This window comes from Rhodoglobus sp. (assembly GCF_053580035.1).
On the sequence record NZ_JBMDVL010000001.1, the window covers coordinates 410697 to 422970 of the forward strand.

General features: G+C 59.7%; 11 protein-coding genes. 5 read left to right on the top strand and 6 right to left on the bottom strand.

Translation table 11 applies throughout. The annotated features are described in order from the left end of the window. Positions 1-123: 123 nt before the first annotated feature. Positions 124-711, top strand: coding sequence for an Lrp/AsnC family transcriptional regulator (locus ACOH1Z_RS01985; protein ID WP_449646819.1), 588 nt, complete (start codon positions 124-126; stop codon positions 709-711). Here the strand turns inward: ACOH1Z_RS01985 and ACOH1Z_RS01990 are convergent. Next, the gene (locus tag ACOH1Z_RS01990) at positions 708-1466 is read right to left on the bottom strand and encodes an avidin-fold protein (protein ID WP_449646820.1); all 759 of its coding nucleotides are present in this window, start codon (positions 1464-1466) and stop codon (positions 708-710) included. The genes ACOH1Z_RS01985 and ACOH1Z_RS01990 overlap by 4 nt on opposite strands. A 274-nt stretch (positions 1467-1740) precedes the next feature. On the opposite strand from ACOH1Z_RS01990, the gene ACOH1Z_RS01995 reads away from it, so the two are divergent. Both ACOH1Z_RS01995 and ACOH1Z_RS02000 read left to right on the top strand, forming a co-directional pair. Beyond that, on the top strand, positions 1741-2394 hold the full coding sequence (locus ACOH1Z_RS01995; RefSeq protein WP_449646821.1) for a PadR family transcriptional regulator: 654 nt from the start codon (positions 1741-1743) through the stop codon (positions 2392-2394). Then, entirely contained in the window at positions 2391-3224 is an 834-nt protein-coding gene (locus ACOH1Z_RS02000; protein WP_449646822.1) for a class I SAM-dependent methyltransferase, read from the top strand. The genes ACOH1Z_RS01995 and ACOH1Z_RS02000 overlap by 4 nt, the downstream gene beginning before the upstream one ends. A gap of 14 nt (positions 3225-3238) precedes the next feature. Here the strand turns inward: ACOH1Z_RS02000 and ACOH1Z_RS02005 are convergent, their stop codons facing one another. From ACOH1Z_RS02005 to aceA, 3 genes are all read right to left on the bottom strand, one after another. Beyond that, entirely contained in the window at positions 3239-4921 is a 1683-nt protein-coding gene (locus ACOH1Z_RS02005; RefSeq protein WP_449646823.1) for a bifunctional 3'-5' exonuclease/DNA polymerase, read from the bottom strand. Positions 4922-5103: 182 nt separating this feature from the next. Next, positions 5104-6723, bottom strand: coding sequence for a malate synthase A (gene aceB / locus ACOH1Z_RS02010; RefSeq protein ID WP_449646824.1), 1620 nt, complete (start codon positions 6721-6723; stop codon positions 5104-5106). A 95-nt stretch (positions 6724-6818) separates the two neighbouring features. After that, on the bottom strand, positions 6819-8120 hold the full coding sequence (aceA, locus tag ACOH1Z_RS02015; protein WP_449646825.1) for an isocitrate lyase: 1302 nt from the start codon (positions 8118-8120) through the stop codon (positions 6819-6821). A 128-nt stretch (positions 8121-8248) separates the two neighbouring features. Here aceA and ACOH1Z_RS02020 point away from each other — a divergent pair, with 128 nt between their 5' ends. Beyond that, complete coding sequence (locus ACOH1Z_RS02020; protein ID WP_449646826.1) at positions 8249-9733, top strand: helix-turn-helix domain-containing protein; 1485 nt, start codon at positions 8249-8251, stop codon at positions 9731-9733. 29 nt (positions 9734-9762) lie between these two features. Here the strand turns inward: ACOH1Z_RS02020 and ACOH1Z_RS02025 are convergent, their stop codons facing one another. Together ACOH1Z_RS02025 and ACOH1Z_RS02030 are read right to left on the bottom strand one after the other, a co-directional pair. Beyond that, complete coding sequence (locus tag ACOH1Z_RS02025; RefSeq protein WP_449646827.1) at positions 9763-10590, bottom strand: DUF1684 domain-containing protein; 828 nt, start codon at positions 10588-10590, stop codon at positions 9763-9765. 54 nt (positions 10591-10644) lie between these two features. Further along, complete coding sequence (locus ACOH1Z_RS02030) at positions 10645-11997, bottom strand: CoA transferase (protein WP_449646828.1); 1353 nt, start codon at positions 11995-11997, stop codon at positions 10645-10647. A 34-nt stretch (positions 11998-12031) separates the two neighbouring features. On the opposite strand from ACOH1Z_RS02030, the gene ACOH1Z_RS02035 reads away from it, so the two are divergent. Beyond that, positions 12032-12265: a PLD nuclease N-terminal domain-containing protein gene (locus ACOH1Z_RS02035; RefSeq protein WP_449646829.1), complete on the top strand. Its 234-nt coding sequence runs from the start codon at positions 12032-12034 to the stop codon at positions 12263-12265. Positions 12266-12274 lie beyond the last annotated feature (9 nt).

Consider the following 12274-nt stretch of genomic DNA (forward strand, 5'->3'; position numbering starts at 1 on the left):
GTGGTTTTTGAGGACAGCCGCTGGACGGCTTTTCTTGAGATTGGCATAAATGCCGCTAGTCTGTCCAATCAAAGGCACCATAGTTCAGACCTTGGTTCAAAGTTGAGGGAGACTTCGTACAATATGTCTAGTAAAGCAAGCAGCACATCATCCACCGCTGGACAATCACCGCCCGTATTGGATGAGATCAACCTGAAGATATTGAGCGAGCTGCGCTATAACGGACGAATATCGATGTCGGCTCTTGCGGAGAAGGTAAACGTCTCCCGCGCCAATGTGTACACGCGGGTTGAGCAGCTCATGTCCGATGGCGTCATCACGGGATTTAGCGCCCAGGTTGATCCAGCCAAGACTGGTCTCGGCATCTGCGCTCTCGTGTTTCTCTCCGTGCATCCGCAGACCTGGGCGAGCTTTCGCGACCGCATCACGAACATGACCGAGATCGAGTCGTGCCGCATCACCACCGGTGAGCACGATGCAATGCTCCTCATCAGAGGTCATGAAGTTGGGGCAATTCACGACTTCATCGTCGGCGTGCTGTCAGTCTTGCCAGAAGTGAAGTCGCTTGAGACGGTACTCGTGCTCGATGAAGTCTTTCAGCGGCCCTACCTCTTGCCCATCGATCTCCCTGAGCGCCCCCAGGAACCAGCACAATTGGGCCTCACGCGATTCACTCGCGCTGACCCCAGCCGTGCTGGTCTCAACAACTAGCGAGCGTCGACAACCTGCACGCAAACGCTCGTGCCTGGCACGCCGTCGAGGACAAAGTCTTCGACAAGTTCAAGGCGACCATCAGCTCGACGCCTGAGCGTTGTACTGCTGTCGCCAAGCAGAGTCGAGTCGCTTGCGATCACATGGTGAACGAAGTACTCGTCGAGAACACCGTTGCGGTAGCGCCCGACGCAGTGACCTGATGTGACGGTGTCGCCAAAGTAGAAACCCCAGACCACACCGGAGTTCTCATCAAACTCGAAACGAGTGGGGTCTGCACTTACGGCACTGGCCGAAGATGCTTCAAGGACAAAGGTGGTGCCGTCGAGATGCGGCTCAGTGCGAAACTCCGGATCCAATACCGGCCACGCAATCGAGTGATCAGCTTCGACACAAACACTGACCTGCGGCTCGCCATCCTTCTCAAAGGTTTCGTACAGCTCGAGTTTTCCCTCCGAGTTCCACTGAATAGTGCTGTCCGCAGACCCGAGAACCACCTCGTCGCTCGCCGAAAGACGATGGGCGAAGCGGATTGTCAATGCGTCCCCGTCACGGCGACCGACGAAACGCCCCACGCTCACGGTATCGCCGACATACTCACCCCAGATCATCTGACCCTCTTGGCGATAGCGAAATCGCGTCGGTGACTCGGATGCCACAGCACTACTAGAAGAGGAGGTCAAGATAAATTCGCGGTCATTAATCGACTCGGGAAGGGGGGCTGCTGCCGACTGGGGCGCGGAAACGTCACTCACGCCCACGAGTATGCGGCCGAGAGTCGGCCTGCACGAAATCGATGCATAAGCGTCCAGTTCATCCAGAAGGCTGAGCCTTGGGTCAGACATTCGGTAACGTGACGCGAGCAGAAGGTCAATTATGTCTCGACTGGTATTTTCGTCACGCACGGTTGCCAAGGACTGTGACACCAACCAATGAGCTCGACACGCCCGGGCCTCTGGCGCGGGCATCCGGGACCTCACTAGGGTCAGTTAGTGCATACGCAGCATCGACTTACCCGGAAGGTCTTCTATGTCAATCCGCCACAGTTTGCTTACAATTCTCGCGCAGGGGCCCTGTTACGGCTACCAGTTGCGCTCAGAATTTGACCGGCGAACTGGCTCAACCTGGCCGATCAACGTTGGGCAGATCTACAACACGCTCGATCGACTCGTACGCGACGGCTTCGCGACTAAGAGCGCACAGAGCGCCACTGAGCAAAGTGATGCGTCACAACACACCTACTACTCCATTACAGACTCCGGCCGGCTCGAGTCCGACACTTGGTTAAACTCGACCGTCGAGCGTTATTCCGCCAGCCGTGATGAGTTGGCGATCAAGTTGGCCATCGCCGTGACCTTGCCGGGCGTCGATGCTCACGCTGTCATCGAGCATCAGCGCGTGGCAACCCGGGGAGCGATCGACGCCCTTGCCCTTGGGGTTGAGCAGCGGGCGGATGCTCGAGATGCCAGCGACTTCGCCGAACAGCTCGTCACCGATTCCATGCACGCCCACGCCGAAGCTGAACTGCGCTGGCTCGATCATGTCGAGACTTCGCTCACGACAGCTCAATCGCACGGTCGTGTTCACTCATTCCCACTCACAACAACGAAGCCCAAACGCGGTAGACCAGCACAGGTCGCGCCGCGGGTGGCGACCTCTCACGACAAAGTGGAGACAGCATGACCGACATTCCCGAGTATGTAGCAGCAAACCTCGCAAGTTGGGATGAGCGGGCGTCGGTTCACGCGCAATCCCCTGACTACGGTGTCGAGCGGTTTGTTAGCGATCCCAGTTTCCTGAGCGACGTCGTGCGTTTTGATGTGCCCCTTCTGGGAGATATCTACGGAATGCGCGGAATCCACCTCCAATGTCATATCGGCACAGACACTCTGTCTCTCGAACGCCTCGGTGCGTCAATGACTGGACTCGACTTCTCTCCCGCCGCCCTCAGCGAAGCGCGCTCACTTGCCGAGCGAACACAGGCGAAAACAAAATTTGTTCGATCTGAGGTCTATGACGCACCGTTAGTGCTCGCTGGCACGACCTTCGACCTTGTCTACACAGGCATTGGTGCTATCTGCTGGTTGCCCAGCATCGATCAGTGGGCCGCTACCGTTGCCGCCCTCCTCCGCGTTGGCGGGCGCCTTTTCATTCGCGATGGCCATCCCATGTTGCGGGCACTAGACGATGAGAATTCCGAGGCGTTCGTGGTGCGTTACCCATACTTTGAACAGCCGGATGCTCTCGTCTGGGAAGACGCCGGAACTTACGTGCAAACCGATCACGTCTTCACTGCCACTACAGGCCACGAGTGGAACCACGGTCTCGGCGAAATGATCACCGCGCTTCTCAAACACGGCATGCGAATTGATGGACTCGCCGAGCACCACAGCGTTCCCTGGGATGCCCTTCCCGGGCATATGGCGCGCGGAGATGATGGCGAGTATCGACTCACTCACGGAGCTGAACAAGTGCCGTTGACCTTTACCCTCCAGGCAACGCGCATCCATTAACGGCAACCAGAACACTACTTCGCTTGATCGTAGCGGTCGACAACTGCGGTGCTCAGGGGAAACGTGACGGGGATACTGCCGAAGACGAGCCGTCCGGCATCCGCCGCTGCCTGGGTAATTTGCTCAGCGACGTCATCCGCAAAATGAGCGGGAGCATGCACAACAACTTCATCATGAAGGAAAAAAACGAGGTGCGGCGCGTCAGTAAACCACGCCACCTCAGAGAGCTGACTTAGCCTGTTACGGATGCTGGCCATCCAGCACAGAGCCCACTCGGCGGCGGTTCCCTGCACAATAAAGTTACGAGTGAAGCGGCCCCACGATCTCCCCCGCTCTTGAGATGCAGCCCGTTGCGCCGGAGTCTGCGATTCGTCGTAGTGAGCGGCGTGCGCGCCAGGAGGCGAACTGCGGCCCAGTTGCGTGCTGACGACTTCGCCACGCTCACCCGCACGAGCTGCGCGCTCGACGAGAGCGATTGCTTGAGGGTAAGCGCGAGCAAGCTGAGGCATGAGGCGCCCGCTTTCGCCCGTAGTCGCGCCATACATTGCCCCCAGCATCGCCAGTTTTGCCTGACTCCGAGTTTCGACAGCGCCGCTAGCAACAATTCCCTCATAAAGATCTCCGGATGCACCAGCCGCTACCATTCCGCGATCGCCTGCCATTGCAGCCAAGATACGGGGTTCCAGTTGAGCAGCATCGGCGACAACGAGTTTCCAGCCCGGGTCAGCTCGAACGGCACCGCGGATCAGGTGGGGAAGCTGAAGCGCGCCCCCACCGCTCGTCGCCCAACGCCCGGTAACGACTCCCCCGGGAACATAATCTGGCCGAAATCGCCCGTCAACAACCCAGGAGTCAAGCCAACTCCACCCATTCGCTGTCATCAGGCGTTGCAGTTTTTTGAACTCGAGCAGAGGCGCTATCACGGGGTGCTTGAGTTGCTTGAGCTCCCACGAACGCGTGGTCGTGGCTTGAATTCCCGCGACGCTGAGCGCGCGCAAGAGTTCGGCGGGCGACTCTGGCGCGAGGTGGGGCGCGTCGAGCAGTGTGCGGATGTCGTCGACAAGCACTTGCAGTTTCGCGGGTCGCGAGCCGTCGGTTGCCGGTCGCGGACCGAGTAGGTCGCTCAAAATTCTGTCGTGCGCTTCGGCGCTCCACGGTAGCCCTGCGAATCTCATTTCAGCCGCGATGAGCGCCCCCGCTGACTCGGCAGACAGCAGGCGATGCAGTCGTCCGGCCTCGGCTGATGATGAAATCGCGTCGAGCTGACGCTGAAACTCTGACAGCACATCAAGAGTTTCCGAAGCTGCGGTGGCAGCATCCTCGTCACAATCAAAAAGCGTTGAGTGCTGCACGGGACCGAGTTCGGTAAGTGCTGGTGGCCCGGATTGCGGTAACGAGTCCCAACTGCCGCTGCGCGCTTGTGCCAGTGCAGACTCACTCGTGAAGACCGAGTTGCGAAGAATTGTGTGGCACAGCCGCACATCGAAACACCGAGCTACGCGCACTCGAGCGGCGAGCAATTGGGGGTACCACGAGGCCGTGTCATGCCAGACCCACCGCACATCGGGCTCATTCGACTGGGTATCCGAGACAAACTGCGACACGTCAGTGACGTTCTCCTCGCGAAGCACCAGGCCGAGGGGGTCAACACGAATAGCCGTCACGTCGCGGCCGACAGTTGTGAGAACGATGTACACGCCCCTAGTCTGCCGTGATCCGCCGACAGCAGAGCAAGCCTCGGGTCGCGCCGTGGCTTAGCGAACGTGCACAGCGAAGCGGGCGCATCACTCAGCAGAGGGCGAAAATGGGCTAGCCGCCAGATCCATCGACCGACGGGTGGGGCGAGTGGTCTCAGATCCTGCGGCTAGCCCGTGGAGTGTCAGGCAGCGCGCTCCCGCGGCTGCTCGACGAGATAACTGCTGTAAGCGCTCAAAGTAAGGAAGGTGGGAAAGTCCTCTTCGAGCGTTACTTCACGGAAGATTGCAGCAGCCTCGTCAAAACGATCGCCAGGCGTGCGCTCAATCGCGGCAAGCGTTTCTTCGAGCTCCGTCTCGATACGACGGTGCGTGATCGGCGTTCCTTCTGCGGTGACAACGCCCTGGTGCATCCACTGCCACAGTTGACTGCGGCTGATCTCAGCAGTCGCCGCATCCTCCATGAGGTTGTCAATCGCGGCAGCTCCGACGCCGCGCAGCCAGCTCTCGATGTAGCGCACCGCGATGGAAACATTCGAGCGCACTCCGGCATCCGTTACCGCACCGTCGATACGCAGATCGAGCAGGTCGTCGGCAGTAACGTGCACATCGTCGCGCAGGCGGTCAACCTGGTTGGGGCGATCCCCCAACACGGTGTCGAATTCTGCGCGCGCGGTCGCAATGAGGTCCGGATGCGCCACCCACGTTCCATCGAAACCGTCGGTCGCTTCGCGGCGCTTGTCGCGAGTCACCGCATCCAGTGCACGAGCAGTCACTTCAGGGTCGCGGCGGTTCGGGATGAACGCGCTCATGCCGCCAATGGCATGAGCTCCCCGCTTGTGGCAGGTCGACACGAGCAACTCGGTGTAAGCCCGCATGAACGGAACCGTCATCGTGATGGCGGCCCGGTCGGGAAGCACGAAACTTGCGCCACGACCACGGAAGTTTTTGATGATCGAGAAAATGTAATCCCAACGGCCGGCGTTGAGACCTGCACAGTGTTCGCGCAGCTCGTACAGGATCTCCTCCATCTCGAACGCGGCAGGAATCGTCTCGATCAGCACCGTCGCGCGGATTGTGCCATGTGGAATGTTCAGCGCGTTTTCGGCAAACGTGAACACGTCATCCCACAGGCGCGCTTCGAGGTGGTTCTCGATTTTGGCGATGTAAAAGTACGGGCCGTTGCCGCGCTCGATCAGTTCGTGCGCGTTATGGAATATATAGAGCCCGAAGTCGACGAGGGAGCCGGATGCCGGCGTGCGCAACCCTGCCCGATCGGTGTACCGGAGGTGCTTCTCTACCAGATGCCACCCGCGCGGTCGCATAACGATCGTTGGGGTCTCCTCGCCGAGAGCATAGGTCTTGCCCTCGGGAGACGTGAAGTCAATCTGGCGACGGATCGCGTCGTACAGGTTGATCTGGCCGTCGATAACGTTGTGCCACGTTGGGCTCGTTGCATCCTCTTGATCGGCAAGCCACACCTTTGCGCCAGAGTTCATGGCATTGATCGTCATCTTGCGATCGGTCGGCCCCGTGATCTCAACCCGACGATCGTCGAGTCCCGGGCCGGCGCCGGCAACCCGCCAGCTGCTGTCCTCACGAATAGCTGCTGTCTCCGGCAAAAAACGCAAATTGCGTCCGTTCGTGATGTGCTTGCGCGACTCCATACGAGCAGCGAGTCGGTCGTGGCGGCGACCAGCGAACTGGTCATGCAGCCGAGTCAAGAAGTGCAGAGCTTCCGGGGTGAGGGTCTCGTCGAATCGTTCCTGCGATTCGGCGATCGGTTCCATTCTGTGCGTGGTCATGAGATGTCCTTAGAAAGAGTTTCGAAGTTGGATGAGCGGCGGTGCCCTTTAGTGGCGGTGCCTTCAATGGCGGTGCCCTTTAATGGCGGTGCCCTCTAATGAAATTGCGCGGTTTCGGTGCTGCCGACCAGGGCGAGGGTTTCGCTCGTGGGGTTGAGGGCCGTCGCAATGCGATCGAAGTACCCTGTTCCGACCTCGCGCTGGTGGCGCGTTGCCGTGTAGCCGTCTGCTTCAGACGCGAACTCTGCCTCCTGCAATTCCACATACGCACTCATGTGTCGCTCGCTGTAGCCACGCGCGAGCGTGTACATGGAGTGGTTGAGGGCGTGGAATCCGGCAAGGGTGATGAACTGGAACGCGTAGCCCATGGCGGCCAACTCACGCTGGAAGCTCGCGATCTGGTCGTCATCGAGGTGACGCTTCCAGTTGAACGATGGCGAGCAGTTGTACGCGAGCTTTTTGCCAGGGAACTCTTTGTGGATGCTCTCCGCAAAGGTGCGCGCCAGCTCAAGATCGGGCTTCGCACTCTCCACCCAGAGCAGATCCGCATAGGGCGCGTAGGCGTGGCCGCGGCTCAGGACCGTTTCGATGCCCGGAGTGGTGCGATAGAAACCATCGCTCGTGCGCTCACCCGTCAAGAACGGCTTGTCGCGGTCATCCACATCACTGGTGATGAGGTCGGCAGCGAGCGAATCGGTGCGAGCAATGATGATGCTCGATACCCCGGCAACGTCGGCAGCGAGTCGAGCTGCGTTGAGAGTGCGAACGTGCTGAGCGGTGGGGATGAGAACCTTCCCGCCCATGTGGCCGCACTTCTTTTCGGAGGCGAGCTGGTCTTCCCAGTGCACGCCGGCAGCTCCAGCCTCGATCATGGAGGACATGAGCTCGTAGGAGTTCAGAGGCCCACCAAAGCCAGCTTCTGCGTCAGCAACAATCGGCGCCATCCAGTCGGTAGCCGGTGCACCGAACTCTGCGGTTTCGATCTGGTCGGCCCGCAGGAGTGCGTTATTGATGCGGCGAACCACAGCAGGAACGCTATTTGCCGGGTACAGACTCTGGTCGGGGTAGGTCTGGCCAGAAAGGTTGGCATCGGCGGCGACCTGCCAACCACTGAGGTAGATGGCTTCGAGCCCTGCACGCACCTGCTGAACGGCCTGATTGCCGGTGAGCGCACCAAGAGCGGCAACCCACTCGGTGTCGTCTCGCTGGATGAGGTTCCAGAGGTTCTCGGCGCCTCGACGAGCAAGAGTGTGGTCTTCTCGAACGCTCCCGCGGAGGGCGACGACGTCTTCAGCGCTGAAGTCGCGTTCGATACCGTTCCACCGTGCATCCGTCTTCCACTCGGTTTCGAGTTCGGCTGCGGTCTGAATCTGGTCGCCTGGACGGTTGTTCGTCATGGTGTGCTCCTCGGTCGGTGGTGCTTGCGGTGCTTCCTTTCTTCGACTGTGAGGCCTGCACACTAGTTCTTCATCGGGTTTTGCGGCAGAATAAATCCAATTCTTCTGTTTTTCCGCAGAAGACAGTCATGGAGGACTCAGAGATGACCCCACGCACGCTCAGGCAGGCAGACGATGAGGACATGCTCGATTCCCTCACCGTTGGCCGTCGCATCCGTCAACTCCGCACTGATCGCGGACTCACCCTCGACGATCTTGGAGCCGCACTCGGCCGTGCCGCATCCCAGGTGTCGGTAATCGAGAATGGCAAGCGCGAACTCAAACTCAGTGAGCTACAAAAACTCGCTCGCATTTTCGACGTAACGGTCGACGACCTTCTCAACGCCGAGCCTCCATCACGTCGCGCCGCTCTCGAGATCGCGCTCGAACGCGCCCAGCGCGGTCCGCTCTATTCTTCGCTTGCCCTTCCCGAGCTGCCCGTGCGCAAGACGTTAAGCGATGAAGCCATCCAAACCGTTTTGGGCTTGCATGACGAATTGCAGCGCCTTCACCGTGAACGCGCCGCAACACCGGAAGAGGCGCGGCGGGCAAACACCGAACTGCGCCGCATGATGCGCAAACGCAACAATTACTTTGGCGAGCTAGAGAGCACCGCCCGAGAGCTATTGGATGCCGTTGGTCACACTGGTGGACCACTCTCGCAGCGGGTAGCTTCCGACCTCGCCTCGCATCTCGGGTTTTCGCTTCACTATGTGCCTGACCTCCCCGCATCCACTCGCAGCGTGACGGACCTGCGCAATGGCCGCATTTATTTGCCGGTGGCGCAGGGCGAAGGCACAGACCCGAGGTCGACATTGTTGCAGGCACTCGCGGGACATGTGTTGGGCATCCGCGAGCCCGCTGACTATGCCGAATTTTTGCACCAGCGAGTCGAGACCAACTATTTGGCGGCGGCCCTAATGGTTCCGGAGAAGACTGCGGTGGAGTTTTTGACGGCGGCGAAGGCCCAACGCGAGCTGTCTGTTGAGGACCTGCGGGATGCCTTCGCTGTGCCTTATGAGACTGCAGCACACCGCTTCACGAATCTCGCGACCGAGCACCTCGGCGTTCCCGTGCACTTTCTTAAAGTGCACGAGGGCGGCACAATCTCCAAAGCCTACGAGAACGACAATGCTGCTTTTCCCACGGATGCTCTTGGTGCGATCGAGGGTCAAATTGTGTGCCGAAATTGGAGCGCCCGCAAAGTCTTCGACGTCGAGGACCGTTTCAGTCCCTACCACCAGTACACCGATAAGCCGGGCGGCACCTACTGGTGCACGTCGCGCATCCAGTCGGGCCGTCGCGGGGACTTTTCCGTGAGCTTGGGAACCCCGTTCGCTTCCGCAAAATGGTTCCGTGGCCGCGACACCACCAATCGGGCAGTCTCGACGTGCCCCGATGATGGATGCTGCCGCAGCGCCCCCGAGAATCTCTCGGAGCGGTGGGCACAACATTCACTCCCGAGCGCACGGCTCAACAGTTCTCTTCTCGCGGCGATGCCCACAGGAATGTATCCCGGTGTTGATTCCACGGAAGTCTTCGAGTTCTTAGAGACGCACTCGCCGACCGCTTAGGGAACGTGCGACCTAGGAAAACAGCCTGCCTAGTCGTGCAGCAGCGAACCATCTTTCTTCAGCACGTTTTTCTCGCCGGCTTCGATGGGAACGGTGAAGCGGTTCTGCTTGGGAGGCATGGGGCAGTTGAAGTTGTAGCTGAAAGCGCAGGGCGGAAGGATCGCAAGATTGAAGTCGAGAACAATCGTGCCATCGGGATTGGGGGCGACGAACAGGAAGCGACCAACACTGTAGGTATCGACGCCGCTCGTCGCGTCAGCAAAAACGAGTTGAAGTGCTCGGCCCGATTTGAACGCGGCGAGGCTGTAGTCAATGCCATCCTTCGTGAACGAGATGTCGCCCGGAATGGGCTGCTCACGCTCTTGACCATTGTCTTTCAAGTGTTCGAAGCCGAGGGTGGTGCCCTCGGGGTTGGGCGTAAACGCCGCCGTAATCACCCAATCGGGATTGTAAGCGTACGCATCAATCGTGCCGAATTCTTGGATGGCCGGCGAGTTGGTGTCCCAGACGCGCAGTGCGTGGTTTCCCTCGGGCGCCTTAATAACAAACCCGGTGACGGTTTCGCCGAACACGATAGCGCTGGGGTTCTCGTCGCTCTTGCTGCGCACAACAGCGCTGCCGTCAACCAGTGTGCCGTCAACAACGATGTTGTCTTCTGCGGTGGCCGTGACCGTTAGCCCGTTGTCATGAGGTGCCCACGTTCCGGGAACTCCCCAAATTGTCTGCTCGGCATCAACCCACTGCGTATTGGTCAGAGCAAGGTTGCCATTCTGCTGCACGACAGCCTGGTCGCGTCGTTCACGAAATTTCGCGAGCTTAGCTTCGGGAGTGATCGCGGGAGCAGCAGTGTCAGTCATAAATCCATCCTTGTTGAAGTCCATCATGCCAACCACCGCCGACACGGGATTATTTCAGGAAAGCCATTTCGCTTCGCTCGAACCCCACGCAACGGCCGGCGCCAAAAAGTTGCTTGGCCCACCATCGTAGTGAGCAGCGGCCACGGCGCTCGTCACACCGTCACGAGTCGTCACAGTCGGAACGAAGTCGCCCGATGCTTCAGGCGCGTGACGCGGGCGACGTTGCTGCAGAAGTTCAGTAGCCAACCGCGCAAGAGAGACCTCAACAAGCCAAGAATGACCAGCATCGATGCGGCGACGAACAGCCGAAGTAACACCCGCAGCGAGCAAATAGCCGGCAGCATGATCGAGTGCTTGAGCAGGAAGAGCACCCGGAGTGCCCGTGCCCTCCTCCATCGCAATACCCGTCGCCGCCTGCACAATGCTGTCGAAACCACGACGCTCAGCCAGCGGTCCAACTGTTCCCCACGCGCTCAGGCGGCCCACGATAACTCCCGGACGCCGCTCGGCGAGAGCCGCGGGCGAAAGAGCGAACCTATCTAAAGAACCGGGGCGGTAAGCGGTGAGTACGACATCCGCGGTTTCGAGCAGTTTCTCGAAGGTCGCCCGGGCAGCGCTGTCGTCGAGGTCGAGCAGTGCTGAACGTTTGCCCGCGCCTGTGTCGAGATGTTGCCAGTCAATTTCGGGATGCCGCGGGCTGTCGATGCGCAAGACGTCAGCTCCCCAGAGTGCGAGCGTTCGGCCCGCGACGGGCCCGGCAATCACTCGAGTGAGGTCAAGCACGCGCACTCCGGCAAGCGGGGCGTCGACGGCACTGTCCATCAGCTGAGCAGGCTCGGTATCGCCCAGGCTCGTGAGTTCAACAACAGGAAGATCTGCAATCGCTTGAGCTTGGGGATGCGCGGCCCATTCTTTAGCGGTGCGAACAACGGTAGCGACTCCCCCAGCAGCGACCACTGCGCTTTCGACCTCAGCAGCGACCATCGGATGTAGGGCGAGCATGAACTCGTCGGCGCCAGTATCGTCGGCGAGGCCGAGAGCTCGCAGGAGTGCGGAGCGGTGGTGCGGGTAGTTGGCGTGGGTGCGTACCCAGCCGTCGCTGCACGGCCAGAAACCGGAGAGTTCAGCCCACGCGGAGACAGGCTCACCGTTCAGCCGAAAGTGTTTGTCGCTAGTGACCGCTGTGGCCACTTTGAGCGGGGTCAACTCGACGGAAGGTACTGCACATCCCACTCGGCGTGCCGCCAGCAGGGACGCAGAAAATGAGGCCGCCGCAATGGCATCGTGAACGAATCGACCGGAGGGTAGCGCGCCCGATAGAGGTACGGCGGTGCCATGGTCACGAACCAGGGCGAGGGCTGCGGCATCTTCCCCAAGGGATTGCCACGCGGTATCCAGCAAACTCATATCTTGATAGTGCCACGCCGATAGGATTTAGACCATGGAACCTATTAGCTTCAGTTTTGGCGTTGTCGGCTTGATCATCTTCATAATCACGGTCATTTCGATTGCCAAGAGCAACAATCATGGCGTTCTCGGCAAGTTTGTCTGGATTTTGGTGGCATTCTTCTTGTCGATCATCGGTTCGATCCTGTGGCTGATCTTCGGTCGCGGCAAGGTGCGCAACCAACGCCGCAGTATGGTGACGACCCCACAACCTAGGCACTCGCTATAGTCAGTCTCG

What these genes read in the sequence shown, in the direction of transcription:
- aceA (WP_449646825.1), bottom strand. Translation starts at nt 8,120, where the DNA reads ATGACGAACAACCGTCCAGGCGACCAGATTCAGACCGCAGCCGAACTC.
- ACOH1Z_RS02000 (WP_449646822.1), top strand. Translation starts at nt 2,391, where the DNA reads ATGACCGACATTCCCGAGTATGTAGCAGCAAACCTCGCAAGTTGGGAT.
- ACOH1Z_RS01985 (WP_449646819.1), top strand. Translation starts at nt 124, where the DNA reads ATGTCTAGTAAAGCAAGCAGCACATCATCCACCGCTGGACAATCACCG.
- ACOH1Z_RS02025 (WP_449646827.1), bottom strand. Translation starts at nt 10,590, where the DNA reads ATGACTGACACTGCTGCTCCCGCGATCACTCCCGAAGCTAAGCTCGCG.
- ACOH1Z_RS01995 (WP_449646821.1), top strand. Translation starts at nt 1,741, where the DNA reads ATGTCAATCCGCCACAGTTTGCTTACAATTCTCGCGCAGGGGCCCTGT.
- ACOH1Z_RS02030 (WP_449646828.1), bottom strand. Translation starts at nt 11,997, where the DNA reads ATGAGTTTGCTGGATACCGCGTGGCAATCCCTTGGGGAAGATGCCGCA.
- aceB (WP_449646824.1), bottom strand. Translation starts at nt 6,723, where the DNA reads ATGACCACGCACAGAATGGAACCGATCGCCGAATCGCAGGAACGATTC.
- ACOH1Z_RS02035 (WP_449646829.1), top strand. Translation starts at nt 12,032, where the DNA reads ATGGAACCTATTAGCTTCAGTTTTGGCGTTGTCGGCTTGATCATCTTC.
- ACOH1Z_RS02020 (WP_449646826.1), top strand. Translation starts at nt 8,249, where the DNA reads ATGGAGGACTCAGAGATGACCCCACGCACGCTCAGGCAGGCAGACGAT.